This window comes from Alteromonas sp. ABH4_454 (genome assembly GCF_056311775.1).
The window spans coordinates 1,181,950-1,205,738 of the sequence record NZ_CM149972.1; the positions used below are offsets into that span (position 1 = coordinate 1,181,950).

The window sequence follows — 23,789 nt, forward strand, 5'->3', positions numbered from 1 at the left end:
TTCTCGCTACTAATAATGTTGGCGCCTATTCCTTTACGCTTTTGACGCTATAAGCATGTTTTACGCTAGGGTATCAAGATATCCTGTTACCATAAAACCAACAATACTACTTATAGACAGTTACATACACTGTTATAGCGTAAAAATATGTGTATAAAAAGCAAACTGCCTCTTGCATTGCCCTCTGCTTTCTGTATAATTCGCGCCCACTGCCCAATTAGGGTATGAAGTTTTTAGCCGCAACCTCACTGCTTTTAGGGTGGTTGCCGAAGTAACGGATTCATCATTACTGATTAGCCTGTTGCTGGCGTGCTAGAAAAAAGAACAGGGTTCCGATAGGGAACCATCGGTTTACGCACATCTTTTCTTTCCGGAATTAATGGAAGAGAAAAGGTGAATTTTTTTGTTCTTTCGATTGGAGCTTAATCGATGCCAAATCAAAGAATTCGCATTCGTTTGAAAGCGTTTGATCACAAGTTGATCGATCAGTCTACGGCTGAAATCGTTGAAACTGCGAAACGCACTGGTGCTCAGGTAAGTGGTCCTATTCCTCTACCTACTCGCAAAGAACGCTATACAGTTCTGATTTCTCCGCACGTTAACAAAGACGCGCGTGATCAATATGAAATCCGTACTCACAAGCGTTTGGTAGACATCATCGAGCCAACTGATAAAACAGTTGACGCGTTGATGCGTTTGGACTTGGCTGCTGGCGTTGATGTTCAAATCAGCCTGGGCTAATAAGAGAGGGTTATAACAATGGCGATTGGTCTAGTCGGTCGTAAAGTGGGTATGACTCGCATCTTCACTGAAGATGGTACGTCTATCCCTGTGACTGTTATTGAAGCGACCCCAAACCGCGTTACTCAGCTTCGTACTGAGGAAACTGACGGTTATCGCGCTCTTCAGGTTACTGCTGGAACTAAGAAAGCTAACCGCATCAACAAAGCTGAAGCAGGTCACTTTGCTAAAGCTGGTGTTGAAGCTGGACGCACTCTAGTAGAATTCCGCCTAGAAGAAAACGAAGGTGCCGATATTGAAGTAGGCAGTGAAATCACTGTTGAAATCTTTAACGACACTAAAAAGATTGATGTAACTGGTACATCAAAAGGTAAAGGTTTCCAAGGTGCAATCAAACGCTGGAACTTCAGTTCACAGCGTATGACACACGGTAACTCTTTGTCACACCGCGCACCTGGTTCAATTGGTCAAAACCAATCACCAGGTAAAGTATTCAAAGGCAAGAAAATGGCTGGTCAGCTTGGTAACAAGCAAGTGACTACTCAGTCTTTGGAAGTTGTACGTGTTGACGTAGAGAACGGCCTTATCCTAGTTAAAGGTGCCGTACCTGGCGCAACTGGCAACGATGTAATCGTAAAGCCAGCTGTTAAAGCGTAACGTCTGGGGAGTGAACTGATGGAATTAACATTGAAAGACGCGCAAAGCGCTCTTGAAGTATCCGAAGCGACCTTTGGACGTGAATTCAACGAAGCCCTGGTACACCAGGTAGTTGTAGCTTACGGTGCAGGCGCTCGTCAGGGTACAAAAGCGCAGAAAACTCGCGCTGAAGTTCGTGGTGGCGGTAAGAAGCCATGGCGTCAAAAAGGTACTGGCCGTGCACGTGCTGGTACAATCCGTAGCCCAATTTGGGTTGGCGGTGGCCGTGCTTTCGCAGCAAAGCCTCGTGACTTTGACCAAAAAGTTAACAAGAAAATGTATCGCGGTGCACTTAAGAGCATCCTGTCTGAACTAATCCGTCAAGACCGTTTGGTTGTTGTAGAGAAGTTCGGTGTTGACGCACCTAAGACTAAAGCTCTTATTTCTGCACTTAACGAATATGAACTAAATGATGTTCTAATCGTTACTCCAGAAGTTGATGAGAACTTGTTCCTAGCGGCGCGCAACTTGTACAAAGTTGACGTACGTGACGTAGCAGGCATCGACCCAGTGAGCTTGATTGCATTTGAAAAAGTGCTAATTACTGCTGATGCGGTTAAACAACTTGAGGAGGCGTTAGCATGAAAGAAGAACGTCTACTGAAGGTGCTAGTAGCACCTCACGTTTCAGAAAAGTCTACAATGGCTGCTGAAGCGAACAACACAGTTGTATTTAAAGTAGCTAAAGACGCGAACAAAGCTGAAATCAAAGCTGCAGTTGAAAAACTGTTTGAAGTTGAAGTTGAAGGTGTTCGTACTGTGAACGTTAAGGGTAAAACCAAGCGTCACGGCATGTCTTTCGGTAAGCGCAGCGACTGGAAAAAGGCCTACGTGGTTCTTAAAGAAGGTCAGGACATCGACTTTGTCGGTGGTGCTGAGTAAGAAGGGGATTAGAAATGCCATTATTGAAAGCTAAGCCAACTTCTGCCGGTCGTCGTCACGTTGTTCAGGTCGTAAATCCTGACCTGCACAAAGGTGCACCGTACGCACCTTTGCTTGAAAAGAACAGCAAATCTGGCGGTCGTAACAACAATGGTCGTATTACCACTCGTCACATTGGTGGTGGTCATAAGCAACACTACCGTGTAATCGACTTTAAACGCAACAAAGACGGCATTCCAGCCAAAGTTGAGCGTTTAGAATACGATCCAAACCGTTCTGCAAACATTGCACTAGTATTGTACGCAGACGGTGAACGTCGTTACATTCTGGCTCCAAAGGGTATGAAAGCAGGTGATGCAATCCAGTCTGGTTCGGGCGCTCCGATCAAGTCTGGTAACACGCTACCTATGCGTAACATCCCTGTAGGTACTGTTGTACACGCAATTGAAATGAAGCCTGGCAAGGGTGCGCAAATCGCACGTTCTGCTGGTGCTTACGCTCAGATCCTAGCACGTGACGGAAACTACGTTACTCTACGTCTACGCTCTGGCGAAATGCGTAAAGTTCTTTCTGATTGCCGCGCCACCATTGGTGAAGTTGGTAATGCAGAACACATGCTTCGTTCACTAGGTAAAGCTGGTGCTACACGCTGGCGTGGTGTTCGTCCTACCGTTCGTGGTGTTGCCATGAACCCGGTTGATCACCCACACGGTGGTGGTGAAGGTCGTACATCAGGCGGTCGTCACCCAGTAACTCCTTGGGGTGTTCCTACCAAAGGTAAGAAAACCCGAAGCAACAAGCGTACTGATAAGCTTATCGTACGTCGTCGAAACAAGTAATAGCGAGGATTCACCATGCCACGTTCTCTCAAGAAAGGTCCTTTTATTGACCTTCACTTGCTGAAGAAGGTAGAGGCTGCAGTGGAAAAGAACGAACGTAAACCAATCAAAACTTGGTCTCGTCGTTCTATGATCATCCCAGATATGATTGGGTTGACCATTGCGGTCCATAACGGTCGCCAACATGTACCTGTCATTATTAGTGACGAAATGGTCGGCCACAAGTTGGGCGAATTTGCGCCAACGCGTACTTACCGCGGCCATGTCGCGGATAAGAAAGCTAAACGTTAAGGGGTAGGAAGATGGAAGCATTAGCTAAACACCGTTTTGCCCGCACGTCGGCTCAAAAGGCACGCTTGGTTGCGGATCAAATTCGCGGCTTGCACGTAGAGAAAGCTTTAGAAGTTCTTGCGTACAGCCCGAAGAAAAGCGCAGCGCTAGTAAAGAAAGTTTTGGAATCTGCGATTGCTAACGCAGAGCACAACGAAGGCGCAGACATCGACGAATTACGCGTGTCTAAAGTTTTCGTTGACGAAGGTCCAACTATGAAACGCATCAAGCCACGTGCTAAAGGCCGTGCTGATCGTATCTTTAAGCGCAGCAGTCACATCACTGTGGTTGTAGCGGATAACTAGGAGTAGATAATGGGACAGAAGGTACATCCTACAGGTATACGCCTGGGTATCAGCAAACCATGGACTTCTACCTGGTACGCTAATACTGCAGACTATGCAGACAACCTGTATAACGATCATCAGGTACGTCAGTATCTGACTAAGCAACTTAAGAACGCTTCACTTTCTAAAATCGTGATCGAGCGTCCTGCTAAGAGCATCCGTGTGACTATTCACACTGCTCGTCCAGGCGTAGTAATCGGTAAGAAAGGTGAAGACGTAGAAAAGCTGCGTAACTACGTATCTAAGCTAGCCGGTGTGCCAGCTCAGATCAACATCGCTGAAGTACGTAAGCCAGAGCTAGATGGTCAGCTAGTAGCTGACAGCATCTCTAGCCAGCTAGAGCGTCGTGTTATGTTCCGTCGTGCTATGAAGCGCGCAGTACAAAACGCAATGCGTCTAGGCGCGAAAGGTATTAAAGTTGAAGTTAGCGGCCGTTTGGGCGGTGCAGAGATTGCACGTTCTGAATGGTACCGTGAAGGTCGCGTTCCTCTGCACACTTTCCGTGCGGACATCGATTACGCAACCTCTGAAGCGTCAACTACTTACGGTATCATCGGCGTTAAAGTATGGATCTTCAAAGGTGAAGTTCTAGGTGGTCTACCTACAACTCAAGAGCAAGCACCAGCTGCTCAACCTAAGAAGAAAGGCCGCAACGCTAAGCGAGAGGGCTAATCATGTTACAACCAAAACGCATGAAGTTCCGTAAGATGCACAAAGGCCGCAACCGCGGCTTCGCAGCGGGTAGCACTGTTGCCTTTGGTACTTACGGCCTTAAAGCAGTTGGCCGTGGTCGAATGACTGCGCGTCAAATCGAAGCAGCGCGTCGTGCTATGACTCGTCACGTTAAGCGTCAAGGTAAAATTTGGATTCGAGTTTTCCCTGACAAGCCAATTACTGAGAAGCCTCTTGAAGTGCGTCAAGGTAAAGGTAAAGGTAACGTTGAGTACTGGGTATGCCAAATTCAGCCTGGTCGTGTTCTTTACGAGATGGAAGGTGTTCCTGAAAATCTTGCACGCGAAGCGTTTGAATTGGCAGCGGCTAAACTGCCATTTAAAACAACCTTTGTAACTCGGACGGTGATGTAATGAAAGCGACTGAACTGAAAGACAAAAGCGTAGAAGAGCTGAACGCAGAGTTGATTAACCTGCTACGCGAACAGTTCAACCTACGCATGCAGCACACAACAGGTCAGCTTGAAAAAACTGATCAGTTGAGAAAAGTACGTCGTAACATCGCGCGTGTTAAAACCATTCTGACTCAAAAGGCTGATGCGTAATGACTGAGCAAAAAATTCGTACAGTACAAGGTCGTGTGGTTAGCAACAAGATGGATAAAACCATCACTGTTGTAGTTGAACGTTTTGTTAAGCACCCAATCTACGGGAAGTTCATCAAGCGCTCTACTAAGCTTCACGCCCACGACGAAAACAACGTGTGCAACCAAGGTGACGTAGTAACAGTACGTGAATGTCGCCCGCTATCTAAGAACAAATCTTGGATGCTAGTTGACGTTGTTGAAAAAGCTGGCGTTTAATCGCTAACTTTTTTAAAGTCTTAAAAAAGCCGCTTTCGAGCGGCTTTTTTGTTTTCTTTGAATGACCTGTCCTAAAAAAGCGTTCGCGCTTCGTTTCATTTACGCTTTCACAATCTGGCGGTAAAGCGCAGCATACTCTCTTGCCATATTCTCTATGCTAAAGTGTGTTTTCACATGCTGGTGAAGTGCTTTGCCTAACGCTATTTTTTGCTCGGGTTCCGCTATCAATAAGCTTACTGCTTGCACTAAACCGTTAACATCTCCAGGGCTTATCATCAAACCCGTTTCCTTGTGTTTTATAATTTCCGGAATTCCGCCAACGGGGGTTGATACAACGGCACAGTTGCTTACTCCTGCTTGTAGAAGTATAACGCCAAGGCCTTCAGCGTAAGCGGGGTGAACCAGCGCGTCTATATTTGGCAATATGCTAGCGACTTCGTTAGTAAACCCGCACAGCTTTACGCTACTGTGCAGGTTGTACTTGTCGATTAACGACTTATAGTGTTCTTCTTGCGAGCCCTTACCAAAGAGAAGGCAAGTTAGGTTATCGAATTGCGTGGTTAGCTCGCGCATAGCGAAGATTAAATCGGCTTGCCCTTTGCGGGGAATATATTGTGCAAAATTAGCGATAACGAAGTGGTTCTGTGGAATAGTAAACTTATTCCTTAACCACTGCTGGTCAGAAGGCTGTCCGTATTCTTTCTGGTCAACGGCAGAGTGAATAACTCCTTGGTATTTTACTTTTTCGCAATGCTTTGAGACAACCTTGCGCACACCTTCCGATATGCTTATTACCGCTTCGTACTCTCGATATTTAAAGCGAGCGAATTTACTTTCAGTGTTATCTACTCGGCGGGTACATACTGCCGGTATTCCAGTGAACTTTGCTGCCAGTGCGCCCCATACATCAGCGCCACGTCGACTATGTACGTGAATTATGTCGGGCCTAATACGCTTTATCGCGTCAAGTAAACGCTTAAAGCCCATTAGGTCGGTATCGCCTTTGTAGTCAATAGAGAAAGTTTTACAGCGGTCAAAACTGTAGTGACTGATTTCGCTGTTAGCAGCACAAACAAGCTGTTGGGTAAACCTACTGTCATTATCTAGCGCATCAATAAGATAAGTTACTTGCTTCGCACCACCATATAAATGCCTTCCCAATTCGATATGCAAAACATTAATGTCGAAAGAATGCTGGTTGCTCATACTAGTGACTTATATATGGCTTAAGTTGATTAAACACTTGTTCAGGTGTAACGAGCGTCATGCAGTCAAATCGGCCATTGCACGTGGGTTTTCGTTTACATGGGGCGCAAGGCATGTCTTTAAACAGAACATGGGTATCTGCACTGTCAGTGATGGTGTAGGGTCTCGTTGAACCAAAAATGGCAATTGTTGGTTTGTTATAGCTTGTAGCTAGATGAGTAAGACCCGTATCTACGCCAACAAACGCATGGCAAAGTGATAGCACGCTTATGGACTCCTCTAAGCTAATTTTTCCTGCCAGCGAAATTACCCCGTTACACTCGAAGGTTAAGGCTTCAGCTTTTGCAGCATCTCCAGGGCCTCCTAATATGGCTACAGGTAAATTAGAGTGTTTGCGTACTTTGAGAATTAAACTTTGCCAGTGTTCAGAAGGCCAATGCTTTTGAGGGCGAGTGGTAAAAGGCGCGATGGCTATAAAGGGTTGTGTTAAGCCTAAGTGACTAGTTTTCGATATCGCTGACTGCATAGCAGCGCTACTTGATCTGATGCACATTTCATAGTCTGAGCTATCATTGTTTTCAGCGCTGCAAAGTGAATATAGTGTTTTAGCGAGATGTCGATATTCGCTGCTAATTTGTTGTGATGTTGGCTTATCTAGCGCGAGAGTGAGTAATCTCTGGCTATTTTCCTTGCTCTTAAAACCTATGCGCTCTGAAGCACCACTGATGTAAGCGAAAAAGGCGCTTTTCAACAGACCTTGCGCTTCAATTGCCACTTTGAAGTTCTTTTCTCTGAGCTGTTTTCTAAATGCTTTTATAGTTTTAAAAAGCGCCCAGTATTTTTTAGCCTTTAACAGCGCTCGCCATTCGTTTTTGGGCCACGCAATAACATGGTCGACATAAGGCTGACTGCTAACTAGTGCGACATAGGGGGCTTCTACTAGCCAAGTCAATTCAACAGGCTTACCGTATTGGGAATAACTTTGCTTTATGCTAGACGGTAGGCCAGAAGCCATTACAATATCGCCAATTGCGCTAAGCCTGATAAAAAGAATTTGTTGTACGTCTTTAGGCATTAGAATAGGCTTTCAAAATTCACGTGAAGCTAACTAGCTAGCAATATCATCACAGTTTGACGACACTTTAATGACGCACATTGTATTAACGGTTATGTATGCGTTTATGTTTACCATTAAGGACAATTTATGTTTGCTGCCGAGCGTAACGGCTACAAACCCACACTTATCGAAGATATATGCCGATGGGGATACTCGCTGGTATTAGTATTCATTATTCCCTTCGCCTTTTTACAGTTAATGCTAAGAGGTACTACCAGAAACAAAGACTATAACCGTAGAAGGTTTGAACGTTTTGGGTTCGTCGCACATGCACCTAAAAAAGACGGATACTTATTTCACTGTGTTTCAGTGGGAGAGGTGGTTGCGGCTTCTTGTTTAATTAAGCGCATCATGGCGGACGAGCCCGATTGCCAAATTACGGTGACCACCACTACGCCTACGGGCTCTGCGCGGGTTCGGGCAATCTTTGGTGACAGCGTGCATCACTTTTACTTACCTTACGATCTGCATATGGCTATGGCAGGAATGCTTAAAAGAATTCAGCCCAAAGCTGTGCTAATTACCGAGGTAGAGTTATGGCCTAACCTTATCCACGCATGCTGGAAACGGGATATACCTGTAATGGTCGTCAACGCCCGTATGACCGACAGGTCTGCCAGACGTTATAAAAAGATTGGTAAGTTGTTTAACCCTATGCTCGCTAAGCTTTACCATATTTGTGCCCAAGGGCAGCGCGACTACAAAAATTATGCATGGCTTGGGGTGCCCGATAAAAAGCTTACGCTTACTAACAACATTAAGTTCGACCAAGTAGCTTCTGCTACCGCGCCGGAGCATCCTTTTTTAGGTTTGAATCGAGCAGATTACCCCATACTTGTAGCGGGGAGTACCCATGACCTTGAAGAAGAAGCGGTACTTCAAGCAGCAAAAGAGTTATGGCAACAAAGCCCTTCCCTGAAAGTCATTATTGTTCCGCGTCATCCTGAGCGTTTCGATGCAGTTGCTAAGCTTATTGAAGCTAAGTCGCTACCCTTTGTGCGAAGCTCTCAGGTGCAATCTGTACCAGAAGATACCAATGTGGTGTTACTCGATGAGATGGGCAAGTTAAATGATGCCTATGCGGTGGCTTCTTTCGCCTTTGTTGGTGGCTCCATAGCTGATAGAGGGGGGCACAATGCCCTAGAGCCTGCAAGCTTTTCTATTCCAATAATAATGGGCCCTCACACTTATAATAATCCGGTTATCTGCAGTTACTTAGAAGAGTGTGGCGCGCTGATAAAAGTAGAGAGTGGAGAAGCAATGTCGGCGATTGTGAATAGATGGCTTCTAAACCCGAATGAGCGAGAAAAGGCAGGCCAATCAGGCCGTAAAGTACTAGAAGAAAATAGTGGCGCTCTTGAGGCTACTGTTCAGTGCATACGAAAATACGTTAACTAATTGTTTTTGTGGTCAAAAAGTGGGCCCCTAAACAGTGCGCACTGTGCACTTTAATGGGGTTTTCTATGAGGTGTCTGTAAAGCTAGAATGTGTAAATTAACGTAAGTTATTGTAAAGCATGGCTTTTGATATTTTGGTCTACTCTTTGCTACAAAGGCTACGACAGCGTAACGGCAGTAAAATCCAAATAAATATGCACCTTTAAAAAAGGGCACTGTGTTACGTGTTCTCCAGGGAGAGACCTCCTGCCGAGAGGCAGGAGGTTTTCTTACTTTTACTCTTCTATTTTTTGTTCAAGCTCTGGCTCAATCAAGCTGATAATACGCCAGCCAGCTTTAGGCTGAATACTGTTTCCGTTAATAAAAGTGTAGCTTTTACCTTCGGCGTTAATAGCAATAAGCGGCGTAGCCCGTTCACCATACTGCTTCGTATACTGCTCAAAGGTAAACTCTTCTGAAAGCCGGGTCGTTTTAACCGCAGATTCACGGGCAATGGCTGACGCTAAATAGCCATAGGTAACACCCTCATCAAATAACGTAAGCTTTTTAGCATACTGCTCGCTAACTTGGTGACTAGGTCTCGTAGACTGTTCATTGTTGGTTAGCGCCCACACTTTGTCTTTACCCATAGTGTACTCAAAGTGATAAGCAATAAGCGGGTTCAATTGTTTGTAGGGCGACATTATCAATACAGTGCCAAAGGTGTTTAAATCGAGATGTCGAGCCGCATGATCGGACATAGGGTTTCCGAAATACACCGGAATATCCATCATGCGCGCCTCTCTAATGGCATCCCAGTTAGTATCTGCAATAGTCACGTCTAATTTTTGATTCAACATCTCACACGCAAGGGCGCGATTGAATTTGCTACCTCCAAAAATAAGGTAGCCAGTAGGCGCCGGCGCTCTAACCTTAAGAAGAGATGCAACACTGCGAGAGGTAAGACTTTGCACTACAACCGTCGCGATAATCACCATAAAGACGATAGGAACGATAATGCCTGCTCCTTCATAGCCAATTTCTTCAAGCTTAAGAGAGAATAGGGCTGAGACTGCTGCAGCAACAATACCGCGTGGGGCAATCCAACTTAGCAACGCTAACTCATTAAGCTTAAGTCCAGTACCAATGGACGATGCTAATACCGACAGGGGGCGGGCTATAAACATAATAGCGGCTAGCACCACAATCGAGCCCCAGCCTACATCGATGACAGACTGTAAGTTCAGTCGCGTGGCAAGCAGTATGAATAAGCCTGAAATAAGCAAAACGCTTAAGGTTTCTTTAAATTCTAGGATGTCTTCTACATCAACATCTTTCATATTGGCCAACACCATGCCAGAGATGGTCACCGCCAGAAGGCCCGATTCATGCGCTACGTAGTTTGAGGCTGCAAATACACCTAAAATAACGGTTAACACAGCGGTGTTAAGCAGGTAGTGGGGGATCCATTCCTTACGAATAGACAGGCCCAGTAAATAGCCTGAGGCAAGCCCCAATACCGACCCTATACCAACGGTTTTTCCAAAGGCAATGAGCGTATGGGTGATAGCTGTTTCTTGTGACGCTACGATGAATTCGAATACCAGTACCGCTAACAAGGCCCCAATGGGATCGATAACAATACCTTCCCAACGTAAGATATTGGCTAGATTGGTTTTAGGTCGTACAGTCCTTAACATGGGAACAATAACGGTAGGTCCAGTTACAGTAACAATTGCACCGAACAAAAAGGACAACTGCCATGAAAGGTCTAGGCTATAGTGTGCGGTTGTCGCCGCAACCACCCAGGTGACTAATACACCGATAGAGCACAGATTCCTCACCATATTGCCATGGCCCGCAATATCACTAAACTTTAGCGTCAGTGAGCCTTCGAACAGGATAATGGCAACAGAAAGAGAAACGACGGGAAACAATAAATCGCCGAATAAGTCGTCCGCATTAAGTACACCGAATACCGGGCCGACAACAATACCGACTATCAAGAGTGGCAAAATTGCAGGAAGCCTTACCTTATAAGCTAAGTACTGGCATGTTATTGACAGCAGTCCTACTGCAACGAGTGAGAGAAGCGGGTCTGACAAATTAAATCCTTATCGCGTTATTATTTATCCATCCTATATCAGCCTAATTATTTGTCATATAGAGACTTTAGGCCAAGCATTAGCTCATAGCGATATACGCTGAGGTTTGAAGTTTAGACCAATAGACCATTTTTAGCGCGCTAAATACATATTCGATGTTTAAAAGCTTTGGTATTATTACAAGAGGTTACTGGTCTTTTAGGAGCGACTTTTTGAACTCTTTTTCTAAACTTGCACTTTTAATGTCAGCGCTTTTACTAGCGTCTGCATGTGCGAATCAATACCCTACCTCGGACGCTTCGTTTAACGTTAAGAGTGTTGTGGAATTGCCTGAAGAGCTTTCGGAAACGTCGGGTTTGTTTTGTGAAATTGATAGTATGTATTCGCTTAATGACTCAGGCAACGCACCGGTAATTTACCGTATCAATTACCAAGGTGAGATAACCGAGCGGACGCGTTTACCATTGACCAATAGAGACTGGGAAGCAATAACCGCTGACGACACGTCGTTTTACATTGCAGACGTCGGAAACAATAAAGGAAAAAGAGAGAAGGTTGAAGTTCACAAAGTAAATCGCCGTAACACAAACGATATAACTACCTTCACGCTAAAATATGCAGGCAATAATGCTTCGAGCAATATTCCTTACGCACACGATTTCGATTCAGAGGCCATGGTCAAGTATGGTAATGAACTGCTTCTGTTCTCAAAAAGCTGGAGAACGGGCATTACTCATGTTTACAAGGTCAACGAAGGGGAAGCAGAACAAACCATCAGCCCCTTTGCATCGATTGAAGGCCTACCAGGTGTAGTAACGGGCGTTGATTTCGACCGTCATCAAGGCAAGTTCGTTATCACAGGGTATAAATCAGATCCCTTTGGCAATTTCGCAACCTTTATCGCGCAAGTTTCACAAGACTATACGCTTCTTGATATATGGCCATTAGAGCAATACAAGCAAGTTGAAGGTGTATGCGTGGATAACAAGGGCACCTATTGGTTTAGTGAGGAAGCAACGGAAGGACGCAAAGCTTCACTATCTAGCGCTGAAGTAACACAAAGATAAGCGAAATTCGGTCGTTATTGCTTGTTTAAGACCGTTAACAAGTCTACTGCCATTAACAGTATTCATTCTTTTTAAGTTATCTTTTAGCTGTTGTTAGTAAAATGGCTAATACCCTACTGGCCGTACTAGCGTCTATACTGAAATTGTTATCGAACAAGTTGTAGCCAACCACAATTTCAGAGGCAACCAAAATGAGACGTTTTCACCAGTCCTTTTTAGCAATGTGTGTTTGCCCATGTTTATTAATGGCAGGAGCAGCTAATGCCTCCGTGGTTGAAGAGGCGCAGCAATGGCTCAACAAATATTCAGATAGCGATGATACCTTTTCTCTAACCCTCACAAAAAATAAGATTAAATTCAAAGGCTGCAAGCAGAAACAATATCAATTAGCGTTCAGCCAAAAACTAGCGCCTACGTTTAATATTGAAGCTATTGTGCACTACAATAAAGGGCTTCTTGACTATGGTGTTCTATCTCAGCGCGTGAAAAGCCACGAATTTGAAGTAGTCAGCTGGTGGGATAGAGGAGGCTACCGCCTAGGATTGAGCCACAAAGTTCGTCCTCGCCATGAAATGCGTATTCCTGTCGCCGATACGATTAGACTACCAACTAGCACAACGGCTGGGCTGTACGTTGAAGTTCCGTTTAACGAAGATAAACACTTACTTACTGTAGGTGCCTTAAGAGAGTCGTGGGAGAGTGGTGATGCGTCACTTCAACTACCATGGCGTTCAAGCCGCGATAATCAAGTTAAGTTGCAATACGCCATCACCTTCTAAATGATAGCGTATAAGGTTTTGTTACTAACCGCTTAGCGCGTAAAGTAATAGAGGCTATTTATAATTTAAACCTGCTTACTTCTAGCGAAAGTTCCTGCGCCAGCTCGTCAAGTTTGTCACTTACATTCACCAATATTTGCGTTGCATTTAAAGTTTCTTCACTAGATGCACTAATATCGTTAATGTTTCGGTTTATATCTTCAACCACAGTTGCTTGCTCTTCGGTTGCAGTGGCAACTTGCGTATTCACATCATTGATATGAGCAATCTCTTCGGCGATATCTTGAAGCAATTTATCAATCTCAGTGGTTGCGGTTACAACGTCAGTGGTGCGCGTACGACTTGACTCCATTTGCGAAACCGCAGATTTGGAGTCCTGCTGGAACTTGTCAATTTTAACCTGTATTTCATCAGTCGCTTGGGCGGCACGTTGCGCCAAAGTTCGAACCTCATCGGCAACAACCGAGAAACCTCGGCCGTGATCGCCAGCCCGCGCTGCCTCAATTGCAGCATTAAGCGCAAGTAGGTTAGTTTGCTCCGAAATACCCCTTATCGTATCAAGAATACCGCCAATGGCTGCGGTGTGTTCATCTAGCGACTGAATAACGCGTGATACATCTTGGATTTGCTCTGACAGGCCGTTTATCGCATGCACCGCACGCTGAGTAATCTCGCGACCGTGAGCCGAGTTGGTGGTGGCCAAGTTAGCATTTTGGGCTGCATGAGTAGCAGACTGAGCCACCTCATTTACCGTACTGCCCATCTCTGTTAATGCCGCAGCAGCTTGCAACGTCTGATCTCGTTGGCTTTTCGTAGAGTTTTCAGTTTGATGAGACTGCTTTGCTACATCCTGAGCCGATGCCTTCAATGCATGGCTTGTTTTAGCTACTTGAGAGATAGTGCCGTGAAGGTGGTCGATAAAGTTATTAAACCCTTCTACTAAGCGGGCAATTTCTTTTTGTTCAGGCATAGGAATTCGCGAGCGCAGATCGCCTTGACCTCTACCAAGTTGTTGGAAGACATCCGCGAGTGATTCAAGTGGTTTAGTAAGCGTTCCAGCTAGCCATATTCCGATAAATGCAAAAGCACCGGCAATTATCAACGCCCATATAATGATTTGGCGGCTACCCGCATCTAAAGATGCATAAAGTTCGTGCTCCGGTACTTGCGCTACTACGTACCAACCCGCCTTTTCCACATAGGTACTGGCAAATAACTGAGTATCGCCTGCTGAGTCGCTGGTGGCCATAGCGAAACCCTGACGATTAAGCAGTTGCCCCGCTGTGTTCGAATCACTTATTGACGCTAATTTGGCTTTGCCTAATAACTCGGTATTGGGGTGCGCGATAATAGTGCCGCTACCGTCTACAAGAAAGACAAATCCGGTTTGTGCAATTTTAACGGCATTGATAATACCCAATAACTCATCTACCGATTTAGCGACACCCGACATACCTCTGCCGTTTACTTGCTGATAATTCGCAAACAGGCGGTAACCCTGTCCGGGTTCGTTGTACAAACTCAGCGAGATGGGTTCGCCACTATTTTTGTAAGCGAAAAACCACCCATCGAACTCATCGTTCTTAAGTACACGCAAAAAGCCATCTTGATTCCAATATTTGTAGGTGGTTCTGTCTACAAACGAGGCTACCGTTAAATCATTAAATTCAACGATATTATTTAGATAGCCCAGTAGGCGACGTTCACCTGCCGTATCGGCGCCGGCTGATGACCAAGCGAGAATATCCGGGTTAGAGGCAATGCTGTGTGCTACGGTAAGCATCACGCTAGCCTCTCTGTCTACGCGGTTGCCAACCTGTTTCAGTAAAGAAGGGAGACTTGTAGTTCTTCCATGTTCTCTTTAACGAGATCACGGGCAATCCATTGGCTAATTGAACCTACAAGAATTGCAGCAGCCAGTACCGCTACAATAAGAGAAATAATGAGTTTTTGTTTAATACTGAAAGTCATGACTTTCGACCACGTAAGTTAATGCTGAAAATTAATTGATCAAAGTTGACGTTACATTGCAGGCACAGCGACGTCTGGCACTGAATCCTAGGCGGGCCAGTACTACTTTATAATTCTTACGCTAATGCTTTTATTATTTTTTAAAGCGCATAGAAGTTATCGACCTATTCATTGCAAAGTTTATACTTTTTGCTAATAAAAAGGGTAAATTGATTGTGAGGCATAATTGACCAACAGGTCAACAAAAAATATTAGCCTTTACATATGTAGGGGATAAATAAAAAGGCTCTCGTATTTGTTATAACAAATACGAGAGCCTAAGCATTTCAGAAACGGATTTGGTTAGTCGCAGGCGTTAACTTAGCCTGCTGCTGCCGCCGTTTCGCTTATTCTTTATTTTCCTGAGGAATAGGGAAACCACGGTCACGCATCAATGCGTCTACCTTGGCGTCACGACCACGGAACTTGCGATATGCTTCAGCTGGATCCATTGCGTTACGTACAGCGAATAGATATTTTACTAAGCGATCGCCTACTTCTTTATCGTAGAAACCACCCGGTGCTTCCATAAAGGCTTCTGCTGCGTCAGCGGTTAATACCTCTGCCCACATGTAGCCATAATAGGCCGCTGCATAACCTTCGCCTGAGAATACGTGGCCGAAATGAGGTGAGCGGTGACGCATAACAATTTCTTCCGGCATGTCTAGCTTCTTAAGCTCTTCACGCTCAAAAGTGTCAGGGTCAATCTTGCTAGGATCGGTAGTGTGGTACTTCAGATCCATGATGGCTGAAGCCATGTACTCGGTAGTTTTAAAGCCTTCGTTGAAGGTTGAAGCCTTTTTAATTTTTTCTACCAGCTCAGAAGGAATAGGCTCACCTGTTTCGTGGTGAACCAAGTAGTTGTTGATAACCTCATCGGTAGTTAACCAACGCTCTAGCAACTGAGACTGGAACTCAGTGTAATCGCGTACACCAGAATGCGACGACGGGTATTCTACATCAGACGCCAAGAAGTGAAGTGCATGACCAAATTCGTGGAAGTAGGTTTCAGCATCATCCCACGAAATAAGCGTGGCTTCACCTTCAGCACCTTTTACGAAGTTCGAGTTGTTAGAGGACAATACGGTTTTCTTGCCATCAAAGGTAGTGTAAGAGCGGTATGTAGTTGCCCAAGCGCCAGAGCGTTTACCTTGGCGTGAGAATGGGTCAAGGTACCAAAGACCGATATGCTCACCGCTGTCTTTGTCAGTTACTTCCCATACTTTCACGTCTTCGTGGAAAACGGGTACTTTGCCTTCTTCAACAGGTGTGAAGTTGAAGTTGAATAAGCGACCTGCAACGTAAAACATCGCTTCGCGAAGCTTATCAAGCTGTAAGTACTGCTTTACTTCGTTTGAATCTAGGTCGTACTTCGCCTGGCGCACTTTCTCTGCATAGAAGCGGTAGTCCCAAGGTGCAATAGTAATCTCTGCACCTTCTTCATCTGCAATGGCTTGCATGTCGGCCACTTCTTCTTCAACACGAGCAATAGCGGCAGGCCATACTTTCATCATCAGGTCCATGGCGTTTTCTGGGTTCTTTGCCATGCGATCTTCTAAGCGCCACTGAGCGTAATTTTCGTAACCTAATAGCTCAACGCGCTCGTCACGAAGAGTTAAGATGCGTTTAATAATGTCGTTGTTATCAAACTCGTCAGCATTGTCACCGCGGTTGTAGTAAGTACGCCATACTTTCTCGCGAAGCTCGCGATTGGTGGAGTATGTTAAGAACGGGTCCATTGATGAACGCGTATTGGTAATTGCATATTTACCTTCTTCGCCGCGAGACTCGGCTGCCGCTTTTGCTGCTTTAACAAATGAGGCAGGCAAACCGTCAAGCTGGTCTTCAGTAATATAGGTAACGTAGCTTTCTTCGTCTGCTAGTACATTGTTAGAAAACTTAGTGTGTAGCGTAGCAAGCTCTTGGTTAATTTCAGCGTAGCGCTTCTTCGCTTCGCCATCTAAGGTCGCTCCATTGCGTGCGAAGCTATTGTAAGTCATCCATGTTATACGCTGTTCTTCTGGCGTAAGTGAATCTAACTCGTCAGATTCGTATACCGTTTTAACTCTTTCAAAAAGTTTTTCGTTTTGCGTAATTTGCGTGAAGAAAGCCGATAACTTAGGCGACATCTCTGCCTGAATTTCGCGGAATTCAGGGCTAGACTTGTTTGAACTCCAAATGCCGTAATAGGTGAATACGCGACCAAGTTCTGCACCTGCACGCTCCATTTCTACAATAACGTTTTCAAACGTTGGTGGCGCTTCATTATTCGCGATAGCTTCAATTTCTTTAAGATTCAATTCCATTGCTTTTTCTAGCGCAGGCTTTAAATCTTCCAAATTCATCTTATCAAAAGCAGGTACACCGCCATAGGGGCCTTTAAACTCTTGAAGCAGAACGTTATCAAACTGTGCTTGTTGAGATGCCGTTGTATTTTGCACTTCTGTGCTAGACGTTTCTGGTGCCTTTTGTTCTGAACATGCACCAAGTGCAACCACAACCGCTATCGCGGTAAGTGATGTTTTAAATTTACCCATGAGTTTTCCTGTCTGTTTTTATCTATAGGTTTTTTGACAAAAACCATCTTAAGATAATGTAAAAATAAGTTAAATGCTCTTTAACGTAATTCCTTGCAGTACAGCGGTTTGGAGGAGAAATCGTACTGGTATGCAATTCGTCGAAATTGCACAAATTTTGATTGGCTTTGCGCTGGTTGGAAATTACACTGCGCGCGTTCTGAATTAGCTGTATTCCACAGCGCGTAAACCACTGACTTATTTACTGTGATCACCATGTTTGAATTACTTCTTCACGGGTTTCCCGTAGCATTCGCCTTGGCCTCCTTTTGGTCGAATACTGAACGCAAATTACTGCTGCTGAATTTAGGGTTATGTATTGCTATTGGTTCTCTTTTGGCTTTTGAGCAAGCATGGGGAGGCGTTGTGGTTATTACGGTAGCAGGAATGAGTACCAGCTATCGCATAATAAAAAATAAGCTACTTTCGCCTATTGCAACTTACATTACTTTAATCACTATGATGGTGATTGTACTGACAGTAAATAACTTAACCGGTAAAACCTCGCTGATTGAGGCTATGCCTGTGTTAACTTTCATGGCTTATCGCTTTGGTGAACTGCATTGTAAGGAAGCAGGTCTTCGCGTGTGTATGATTATTGGTTCAATCAATTTCACTGCATACGGTGTAATTACTCAGACGTGGGGCTTAGCTATTACTGAAGCACTATTTGCAGCATCAAACCTGTGGTACTACATGAAGCTTAGACGGGCCATACGCACTAGCCCAATTTAGGTCTACGTTTAATCTAATTCATTTGGGCTGAAGGTACAGGTGTTGAACATATCGTCCTTTTGTGATGTATTTATTGTCAAACGGAATTGAATCCACAGGCAAGGTAATGCAACGTAAATCCATCGACAAAGCTCTATTTTTCGCTGTTCCTGCTTTTCTATTGGCGCTTTTTGTCCTGCGCTTAAATGTAGAAGACGATCTAAAGCTTGCAATGACTATTAGTAGTGTAGGGCTTCTTATTGGCTATGTTTCCTATTTCAGAAGTAGGGGCCTTAGCAAGAAATATTCTATCGAAAGCTTAATAGAAAAAGAGAATGAGAGCGTTGTGTTTCACTATTTACACGGTTATGACCGCCAGCCACTAAAAGTGAACGCTGACACAATTTATGCGCTTAATTATTCTAACCAATATCTAGGGGTAATTTTAGATAGGAATGGCAGAGGATTTGATTTTCACTATCCACACAAGGAAGCCGTAATAAAAGCTAGGCTTCAAGAAGTACTTGGTGAAGATGGGTTCAATAACGTGAAAAAGAATGTCTAGATAGAGCGAGAACCGACCAAATCAAAGCCCGAGAGTAATGTTACTGTCGGGCTTTTTTTATTAGGCAATCGTAAAAGCTTACGCGAATACCACGGTTTTGTTTCTGTGAATAATTACGCGGTCTTCTAAATGGTAGCGCACACCGTGAGCCAGTGCGGTTACTTCACAGTCTTTACCTTTGCGCACCATATCAGCTGCGCTGTCGCTATGGCTGATACGTTTTACGCTTTGCTCAATGATCGGACCTTCATCTAAGTCTTTGGTGACGTAATGACAGGTTGCGCCAATTAATTTTACGCCGCGATCATAAGCTTGCTGGTAAGGCTTAGCACCTGCAAAGCTAGGTAAGAAGCTGTGGTGAATATTAATGGCTTTACCTTCCAGCTCTTGGCACAACGTATCAGGTAAAATCTGCATGAAACGGGCAAGCACGGTCAAATCAATTTTGTATTCTTGAAGTAAGGTAGTGATTTGCGCGAACGCCGCGTCTTTGCCTAACGCCTTAAAGTCTACCCAATGGAAAGGGACTTTATACCAGTCGGCAAACTGTTTCATTTGCGGGTGGTTGCCAATAATCACTGGAATATCACAGTGTAGTTCGCCAGTGTGCCAGCGGTGAAGCAGGTCAACTAAACAGTGAGATTCAAGGCTCGCTAACAAAGCAACGCGCTGTTTTTTGTCTGAGTCACTGAGTTTCCAGTTCATCTGATACTCGTTAGCAAGTGGGGTGAACTCTTTAACGAAGCTTTGGTGATCTAACTTAAGCGAATCGGTACTAATTTCATGGCGCATAAAAAAGCGGCCGGTTTGTAAATCGGTATGATGGCTGGCTTCAACGATGGTTGCGTTGTGGTCGGCTAAAAATTGCGACACGCTGGCAACTAGCCCGATTTGGTCAGGGCAGTCTATAACTAATCTAAATGTTTGTTGCATGTGGGCAGTGTGAATAAAAAAACAGGCTATCTTTTTACCCGTGACGCTAGGCGTTGTAAAGGCTATAGGCAATTTAAAACCAGCTTAAATTGCTATAACTCATAATCACTCTCAGTCATTGCTCTCAGTCTTTACTTTCAGTCATCAGGGCTGCTTGGCTATAAAAAGGTATTTGCTATAGCTGTACAGATGCGGATAACCCAGCTCGGTAGTACATTTTCCTTATTCGCCGCTCTTTACTTGCCTCTTTTTACTCATCTGTAATACCGCGGCGAAGTTTCTCTCTTACCGACATATTGTGTTTCAACGGCCAAGATTGACGAATAGGGTAGGTCACCCCCTGCGGCGTAGTCACAGATTCAAATAGGTGAAATGCTGAAATGTGAACGTCTACGCTCGGGCTGTAAAGCGGTAGCGGCAATGTCGACGTAGCCTTTCTTACAAGCGTGACGTGAGGCTTATACTCTCTGCTTTCTACTTCGATTGCTGCTTTACGGGCCGCTTTTCTCGACAGTTTAGCGAGTTCATTAAGTGCCTTTGGTGTTTCAGTGGGTGCAGCAAAGAGTATTTTAGGTCCATTCCACAACCCGGTAGCATTAAGAGTTAGAGAAAATGGTTCACTGACGAGCTGGTCGAGTTCATACACAAGCGCTTCGTGCTGACGGTGATATATTTCGCCTAAAAAGCAAAGCGTGATATGAAAGTTTGCTGCTGGCACTGCATAAGGTATTGCGGGCCCTTGATTGTTGATGTGTTCGTTACGCTTGTTGCCAGACTTACGAGTACGAGTCACCTCGCTTTTCACCCATTGACGAGGCATTACTTCAGGCAACGCCTGTTGACGCCAGCTATCTAGAGCAAGTTTTTCTGTGGCGCTAAGATCTAAACCAATAAAGCTTCGCATAGCTTTCCTCCTTTAAATTTGCCCTATCTATGTACATTAAACAGTAGTGCAGCCCACAAGTTTAAGAAGGCAGCGAACGTCCGTACACAATAAGTTTATCATGGCGCTGCGGACGAGTTCCAAAACAAGTCGCGCGTATTGAATATTTACCAAATTTAAAAAAATAGCTGTGATGTTCGAGTGCATTGTTTACATCAGGTACACTATACCCACCAACTTATAACACCTTTATGCCCTTTATGTTACAGCCGTTTTCTCACCTACCCGCTTATGAACTTGTTACGCCGCTACAAGAAGCCGTAGCTACTAACAACATCATCATAGGGGCGCCTCCGGGGGCAGGGAAATCTACTGTACTGCCTTTGTCACTGCTGCAATCTTCGCTAAAGGGAAAAATACTGCTTATGCAGCCACGCCGGGTGGTGGTAAGAAATCTTGCTGACCACTTAGCAAAACAGTTAAATGAAAGTGTGGGTGAAACAGTTGGTTATCGTATAAAGGGCGAGTCGAAAACATCGTCTGCCACTCGGCTTGAGATAATAACCGAGGGGGTGTTAACGCGCATGATTCAGCAAGACCCAGAGCTTACCGGTGTGGATGCTATTGTCTTCGATGAATTTCATGAGCGCAGTATTCATAGTGACTTTGGTTTGGCACTGGCACTTGAAGTCCAGTCTGGACTTCGCGATGACTTACGCCTAGTGGTGATGTCGGCTACTTTGGATATTGCGCCACTTCAAACATTGCTTAATGCGTTTAGCGTACTGCCAGTAGCGAACTTAGAAACTCAAGGTCGTATGTTTCCTGTTGATGTTCGCTACACCCAAGATGTGCAGGCTTATGAGCTGGTACCAAAAATCAGTAATCTCATAAAACAGGCAGTAAGTGAGCACAAAGGTGATATTTTAGTGTTCCTTCCTGGTCGAGGTAGCATAAATGCTGTTGCCAGAGAAATAAAAGGGGTAGCTGAAAGTGCGGACATAGCCGTTCACATGCTTTATGGCGCTTTAGGAAAATCAGCGCAACAAGCAGCCATAGCGCCAGAGCCGCAGGGCAAGCGAAAAGTTATATTATCTACCAATATTGCAGAGACAAGTTTAACCATTGAAGGCGTGACAGTGGTTATTGATAGTCTGTGGGAGAACAGTGCTCAGTATCACCCTTCAAGCGATATTACCGCCCTCACCCAGCAACGTATTTCGCAAGCATCTGCCATTCAAAGAGCCGGACGAGCAGGACGGGTAATGGCCGGAACCTGCTATAGGCTATGCAGTAAAAGCAGCTTCGAGCGTTTAGCTAAACATAATGCAGCGCAAATTGAAAAAGAGGACTTAAGCAGCTTCTTGCTAGATACTCTGGCGTGGGGTAGCAGCCCAGAGTCCTTGGCATTGTTGACGAAGCCTACACAAGCGCAGCAGCAGGTGGCACAACAAAAGCTTCAGCGGGTTAATGCTATCTCTCAATCGAGCATTACTCCCTATGGAAGAGCGCTGGCCCAGTTGCCATGTCAGCCCCATTTAGCCCATTTATTGCTAACGGCAAAAACAGGCATAGACGGACTAAGTTCTGATGAAAATAGCGCGCTTCGCTTTGCTGCACCTTTTGTTGTGGCAATAAGCGAAAGTAATATTAATGTGAGTGGTGTCACAAACGTAATGGATGCTCTGCGTCATGCTAATAGCAGCACTCGCAATCAGCTTATACAACAAGCTTCCCGTTATGCGCGCTATGTGCAAAGCGGGCAGGGCAAAGCGCAGACTTTCACGCCCGATATCAATGCATTAGACGAACGCGCCCTTGGCCTTTGTATCGCCATCGCATTTCCTTTGCAGGTGGGCTACAGGCGCAATGCGCCAAGCGGTAATAGCGGTAACTCTGGTAATTCGAAAGCCGTAATAAAAGGGGCTACACGAAGCAGTGCTTCTCAGTCTCATATTATTGAGTACAAGTTGGCGAGTGGGAAGGGGGCTGAGCTAACCGCTACAGCCGGTAATACATTTTCCAATGAAAACGAGAAAGATAATGAACCTTGGATAGCGGTACTTGAAGGGCAGCTAATCAAAAGCACAGTGGTAATACGCCTAGCTCAGCATGTACCCGAGCGCTGGTTGCGTTTAGCTTTTCCTGACGCATTTAGCGAAAAGCGTAGTGTTATTCTTAACAGCGACACTGGCGTAATGGAAGCAAGAGTAAGTACGGGGTTTTATGACATAACGCTAAATAGTGCGCCAGTGTCCGGGCAGGAAAAAAGCCGCGAAAAAGCGTTTTGGGAAAGTGCAATGTGCGATGCCTGGTTTGCCTATCTCGATACCTTGCCGTTATCCAATTGGCCACTGTCGGATGGCGATTGGCAATGGTGGCGAAGAGTTCTGATGGCCGCAAAGCTCAATCTCCCGCAAGATAAAGCCTTTGACGAGCCAGATCCCTGGCCATTGTCATTGAGCGACCTGGTGCGTAGGGCAAAAGACAGCCTAGCGCCTGTTTTAAAAAGCTGTAAAAGTATTAAAAACCTTAAGCAGTTACCGTGGAAGACGGCCTTAAATAATGGGTTATCTTGGCCTCAGCAAGACGCATTAGCCACGCTTTTGCCCACTCACATGACTATTCCTACGGGCAGAGAGGCTAGCCTAGATTATCGCGACAATGGAGATGTAGTGCTGTCGGTCAAAATGCCAGAATTGTATTCGCAAAGCGCTCCATTAACCTTAGCGGGTGGGCGAGTGACTGTTGTGTGCGAGCTGCTGTCGCCAGCAGGCAGGCCACTGCAAACCACCAGTGATTTAGGTGCGTTTTGGCAAGGCAGCTACAAGGAAATACAAAAAGAGATGAAGGGACGTTACCCCAAGCACTTTTGGCCAGATGACCCAGCAAATGCATTGCCGACCAGCAAAACAAAAAAGCATATGTAGCGGCTGATACGGCCATACCTCTTACTGTTTTTAGTTGATTGTTGTGTATTTCAAACACCAGCCATTGCTTATACACCAATTTCTTACACAGTCTGTTTTTAACGACAGTGGTTACACAATAAAAACTAAGCTAAGTTGATGGTAGCAATTACAAACTTTTA

The 23,789-nt window shown here is 45.0% G+C and carries 25 protein-coding genes; 17 read left to right on the forward strand and 8 right to left on the reverse strand.

Annotated elements, in window-relative coordinates:
* The first annotated feature begins 429 nt into the window (after nt 1-429).
* From rpsJ to rpsQ, 11 genes are read left to right on the forward strand one after another with little or no spacing between them, the layout of a single operon-like run.
* Nucleotides 430-741 carry a 30S ribosomal protein S10 gene (gene rpsJ / locus ACYX4W_RS05165; protein ID WP_010179497.1) on the forward strand — a complete coding sequence of 104 codons (312 nt, stop codon included), beginning with the start codon at nt 430-432 and terminating at the stop codon, nt 739-741.
* An 18-nt stretch (nt 742-759) separates the two neighbouring features.
* On the forward strand, nt 760-1,398 hold the full coding sequence (rplC, locus tag ACYX4W_RS05170) for a 50S ribosomal protein L3 (RefSeq protein ID WP_014947975.1): 639 nt from the start codon (nt 760-762) through the stop codon (nt 1,396-1,398).
* An 18-nt stretch (nt 1,399-1,416) separates the two neighbouring features.
* Nucleotides 1,417-2,022 carry a 50S ribosomal protein L4 gene (gene rplD, locus ACYX4W_RS05175; RefSeq protein WP_118490523.1) on the forward strand — a complete coding sequence of 202 codons (606 nt, stop codon included), beginning with the start codon at nt 1,417-1,419 and terminating at the stop codon, nt 2,020-2,022.
* Complete coding sequence (rplW, locus tag ACYX4W_RS05180; RefSeq protein WP_012516959.1) at nt 2,019-2,318, forward strand: 50S ribosomal protein L23; 300 nt, start codon at nt 2,019-2,021, stop codon at nt 2,316-2,318. The genes rplD and rplW overlap by 4 nt, the downstream gene beginning before the upstream one ends.
* Before the next feature lie 14 nt (nt 2,319-2,332).
* The gene (rplB, locus tag ACYX4W_RS05185; protein WP_474853248.1) at nt 2,333-3,157 is read left to right on the forward strand and encodes a 50S ribosomal protein L2; all 825 of its coding nucleotides are present in this window, start codon (nt 2,333-2,335) and stop codon (nt 3,155-3,157) included.
* Nucleotides 3,158-3,172: 15 nt separating this feature from the next.
* The gene (gene rpsS / locus ACYX4W_RS05190; RefSeq protein ID WP_012516961.1) at nt 3,173-3,448 is read left to right on the forward strand and encodes a 30S ribosomal protein S19; all 276 of its coding nucleotides are present in this window, start codon (nt 3,173-3,175) and stop codon (nt 3,446-3,448) included.
* A gap of 11 nt (nt 3,449-3,459) precedes the next feature.
* Nucleotides 3,460-3,792: a 50S ribosomal protein L22 gene (gene rplV / locus ACYX4W_RS05195; RefSeq protein WP_474809158.1), complete on the forward strand. Its 333-nt coding sequence runs from the start codon at nt 3,460-3,462 to the stop codon at nt 3,790-3,792.
* Between the two features lie 9 nt (nt 3,793-3,801).
* Nucleotides 3,802-4,506, forward strand: a complete 705-nt coding sequence (gene rpsC / locus ACYX4W_RS05200; RefSeq protein WP_014947978.1) for a 30S ribosomal protein S3 — start codon at nt 3,802-3,804, stop codon at nt 4,504-4,506.
* Between the two features lie 2 nt (nt 4,507-4,508).
* The gene (gene rplP / locus ACYX4W_RS05205; protein WP_012516964.1) at nt 4,509-4,919 is read left to right on the forward strand and encodes a 50S ribosomal protein L16; all 411 of its coding nucleotides are present in this window, start codon (nt 4,509-4,511) and stop codon (nt 4,917-4,919) included.
* On the forward strand, nt 4,919-5,110 hold the full coding sequence (gene rpmC, locus ACYX4W_RS05210; RefSeq protein WP_012516965.1) for a 50S ribosomal protein L29: 192 nt from the start codon (nt 4,919-4,921) through the stop codon (nt 5,108-5,110). The genes rplP and rpmC overlap by 1 nt, the downstream gene beginning before the upstream one ends.
* The gene (gene rpsQ, locus ACYX4W_RS05215; RefSeq protein WP_012516966.1) at nt 5,110-5,367 is read left to right on the forward strand and encodes a 30S ribosomal protein S17; all 258 of its coding nucleotides are present in this window, start codon (nt 5,110-5,112) and stop codon (nt 5,365-5,367) included. Before rpmC ends, rpsQ begins: the two co-directional genes overlap by 1 nt.
* 99 nt (nt 5,368-5,466) lie before the next feature.
* Here rpsQ and ACYX4W_RS05220 read toward each other — a convergent pair whose 3' ends face one another.
* Both ACYX4W_RS05220 and ACYX4W_RS05225 read right to left on the reverse strand, forming a co-directional pair.
* Nucleotides 5,467-6,573 (reverse strand): glycosyltransferase family 4 protein, encoded by a 1,107-nt coding sequence (locus tag ACYX4W_RS05220; protein WP_476074894.1) that lies wholly within the window; start codon nt 6,571-6,573, stop codon nt 5,467-5,469.
* A 1-nt stretch (nt 6,574) separates the two neighbouring features.
* A complete protein-coding gene (locus tag ACYX4W_RS05225) occupies nt 6,575-7,648 on the reverse strand; it encodes a glycosyltransferase family 9 protein (RefSeq protein ID WP_476074895.1) in 1,074 nt (357 codons plus the stop codon).
* Between the two features lie 129 nt (nt 7,649-7,777).
* Between ACYX4W_RS05225 and ACYX4W_RS05230 the strand changes: the two genes are divergently transcribed.
* Complete coding sequence (locus ACYX4W_RS05230; RefSeq protein ID WP_476074896.1) at nt 7,778-9,088, forward strand: 3-deoxy-D-manno-octulosonic acid transferase; 1,311 nt, start codon at nt 7,778-7,780, stop codon at nt 9,086-9,088.
* A 274-nt stretch (nt 9,089-9,362) separates the two neighbouring features.
* Here ACYX4W_RS05230 and ACYX4W_RS05235 read toward each other — a convergent pair whose 3' ends face one another.
* Nucleotides 9,363-11,171 (reverse strand): cation:proton antiporter, encoded by a 1,809-nt coding sequence (locus tag ACYX4W_RS05235; RefSeq protein ID WP_476074897.1) that lies wholly within the window; start codon nt 11,169-11,171, stop codon nt 9,363-9,365.
* 212 nt (nt 11,172-11,383) lie between these two features.
* Here ACYX4W_RS05235 and ACYX4W_RS05240 point away from each other — a divergent pair, with 212 nt between their 5' ends.
* Both ACYX4W_RS05240 and ACYX4W_RS05245 read left to right on the forward strand, forming a co-directional pair.
* Entirely contained in the window at nt 11,384-12,238 is an 855-nt protein-coding gene (locus ACYX4W_RS05240) for a hypothetical protein (RefSeq protein WP_476074898.1), read from the forward strand.
* Between the two features lie 191 nt (nt 12,239-12,429).
* The gene (locus ACYX4W_RS05245; protein ID WP_476074899.1) at nt 12,430-13,017 is read left to right on the forward strand and encodes a hypothetical protein; all 588 of its coding nucleotides are present in this window, start codon (nt 12,430-12,432) and stop codon (nt 13,015-13,017) included.
* A gap of 58 nt (nt 13,018-13,075) precedes the next feature.
* Here the strand turns inward: ACYX4W_RS05245 and ACYX4W_RS05250 are convergent, their stop codons facing one another.
* The 3 genes from ACYX4W_RS05250 to ACYX4W_RS05260 all read right to left on the reverse strand — a co-directional run bounded on the left by ACYX4W_RS05250 (nt 13,076) and on the right by ACYX4W_RS05260 (nt 17,564).
* Nucleotides 13,076-14,800, reverse strand: coding sequence for a methyl-accepting chemotaxis protein (locus ACYX4W_RS05250; protein WP_476075446.1), 1,725 nt, complete (start codon nt 14,798-14,800; stop codon nt 13,076-13,078).
* Between the two features lie 38 nt (nt 14,801-14,838).
* On the reverse strand, nt 14,839-14,988 hold the full coding sequence (locus ACYX4W_RS05255; protein WP_476074900.1) for a hypothetical protein: 150 nt from the start codon (nt 14,986-14,988) through the stop codon (nt 14,839-14,841).
* 386 nt (nt 14,989-15,374) lie between these two features.
* Complete coding sequence (locus ACYX4W_RS05260) at nt 15,375-17,564, reverse strand: M3 family metallopeptidase (RefSeq protein ID WP_476074901.1); 2,190 nt, start codon at nt 17,562-17,564, stop codon at nt 15,375-15,377.
* A gap of 255 nt (nt 17,565-17,819) precedes the next feature.
* Between ACYX4W_RS05260 and ACYX4W_RS05265 the strand changes: the two genes are divergently transcribed.
* Together ACYX4W_RS05265 and ACYX4W_RS05270 are read left to right on the forward strand one after the other, a co-directional pair.
* Entirely contained in the window at nt 17,820-18,338 is a 519-nt protein-coding gene (locus tag ACYX4W_RS05265) for a YgjV family protein (protein ID WP_476074902.1), read from the forward strand.
* Nucleotides 18,339-18,444: 106 nt separating this feature from the next.
* Nucleotides 18,445-18,882, forward strand: coding sequence for a hypothetical protein (locus ACYX4W_RS05270; RefSeq protein ID WP_476074903.1), 438 nt, complete (start codon nt 18,445-18,447; stop codon nt 18,880-18,882).
* Nucleotides 18,883-18,960: 78 nt separating this feature from the next.
* On the opposite strand, the gene purU is transcribed toward ACYX4W_RS05270, so the two are convergent.
* A complete protein-coding gene (purU, locus tag ACYX4W_RS05275) occupies nt 18,961-19,815 on the reverse strand; it encodes a formyltetrahydrofolate deformylase (RefSeq protein ID WP_474809134.1) in 855 nt (284 codons plus the stop codon).
* A 250-nt stretch (nt 19,816-20,065) separates the two neighbouring features.
* Nucleotides 20,066-20,719 (reverse strand): RNA 2',3'-cyclic phosphodiesterase, encoded by a 654-nt coding sequence (gene thpR / locus ACYX4W_RS05280; RefSeq protein WP_476074904.1) that lies wholly within the window; start codon nt 20,717-20,719, stop codon nt 20,066-20,068.
* A 185-nt stretch (nt 20,720-20,904) separates the two neighbouring features.
* Here thpR and ACYX4W_RS05285 point away from each other — a divergent pair, with 185 nt between their 5' ends.
* Nucleotides 20,905-23,628, forward strand: a complete 2,724-nt coding sequence (locus tag ACYX4W_RS05285; RefSeq protein ID WP_476074905.1) for an ATP-dependent RNA helicase — start codon at nt 20,905-20,907, stop codon at nt 23,626-23,628.
* The last annotated feature ends 161 nt before the right edge of the window (nt 23,629-23,789 follow it).

Bases quoted from the DNA above. Each gene is read 5' to 3' on its own strand.
- rplW (WP_012516959.1), top strand. From the start codon at position 2,019: ATGAAAGAAGAACGTCTACTGAAGGTGCTAGTAGCACCTCACGTTTCA.
- ACYX4W_RS05270 (WP_476074903.1), top strand. From the start codon at position 18,445: ATGCAACGTAAATCCATCGACAAAGCTCTATTTTTCGCTGTTCCTGCT.
- ACYX4W_RS05250 (WP_476075446.1), bottom strand. From the start codon at position 14,800: ATGCTTACCGTAGCACACAGCATTGCCTCTAACCCGGATATTCTCGCT.
- rpsJ (WP_010179497.1), top strand. From the start codon at position 430: ATGCCAAATCAAAGAATTCGCATTCGTTTGAAAGCGTTTGATCACAAG.
- ACYX4W_RS05265 (WP_476074902.1), top strand. From the start codon at position 17,820: ATGTTTGAATTACTTCTTCACGGGTTTCCCGTAGCATTCGCCTTGGCC.
- ACYX4W_RS05230 (WP_476074896.1), top strand. From the start codon at position 7,778: ATGTTTGCTGCCGAGCGTAACGGCTACAAACCCACACTTATCGAAGAT.
- ACYX4W_RS05260 (WP_476074901.1), bottom strand. From the start codon at position 17,564: ATGGGTAAATTTAAAACATCACTTACCGCGATAGCGGTTGTGGTTGCA.
- ACYX4W_RS05245 (WP_476074899.1), top strand. From the start codon at position 12,430: ATGAGACGTTTTCACCAGTCCTTTTTAGCAATGTGTGTTTGCCCATGT.
- rplD (WP_118490523.1), top strand. From the start codon at position 1,417: ATGGAATTAACATTGAAAGACGCGCAAAGCGCTCTTGAAGTATCCGAA.
- rpsC (WP_014947978.1), top strand. From the start codon at position 3,802: ATGGGACAGAAGGTACATCCTACAGGTATACGCCTGGGTATCAGCAAA.
- rplP (WP_012516964.1), top strand. From the start codon at position 4,509: ATGTTACAACCAAAACGCATGAAGTTCCGTAAGATGCACAAAGGCCGC.
- rpmC (WP_012516965.1), top strand. From the start codon at position 4,919: ATGAAAGCGACTGAACTGAAAGACAAAAGCGTAGAAGAGCTGAACGCA.
- rplC (WP_014947975.1), top strand. From the start codon at position 760: ATGGCGATTGGTCTAGTCGGTCGTAAAGTGGGTATGACTCGCATCTTC.
- rpsS (WP_012516961.1), top strand. From the start codon at position 3,173: ATGCCACGTTCTCTCAAGAAAGGTCCTTTTATTGACCTTCACTTGCTG.
- rplB (WP_474853248.1), top strand. From the start codon at position 2,333: ATGCCATTATTGAAAGCTAAGCCAACTTCTGCCGGTCGTCGTCACGTT.
- thpR (WP_476074904.1), bottom strand. From the start codon at position 20,719: ATGCGAAGCTTTATTGGTTTAGATCTTAGCGCCACAGAAAAACTTGCT.
- ACYX4W_RS05220 (WP_476074894.1), bottom strand. From the start codon at position 6,573: ATGAGCAACCAGCATTCTTTCGACATTAATGTTTTGCATATCGAATTG.
- rpsQ (WP_012516966.1), top strand. From the start codon at position 5,110: ATGACTGAGCAAAAAATTCGTACAGTACAAGGTCGTGTGGTTAGCAAC.
- ACYX4W_RS05225 (WP_476074895.1), bottom strand. From the start codon at position 7,648: ATGCCTAAAGACGTACAACAAATTCTTTTTATCAGGCTTAGCGCAATT.
- purU (WP_474809134.1), bottom strand. From the start codon at position 19,815: ATGCAACAAACATTTAGATTAGTTATAGACTGCCCTGACCAAATCGGG.
- ACYX4W_RS05255 (WP_476074900.1), bottom strand. From the start codon at position 14,988: ATGACTTTCAGTATTAAACAAAAACTCATTATTTCTCTTATTGTAGCG.
- rplV (WP_474809158.1), top strand. From the start codon at position 3,460: ATGGAAGCATTAGCTAAACACCGTTTTGCCCGCACGTCGGCTCAAAAG.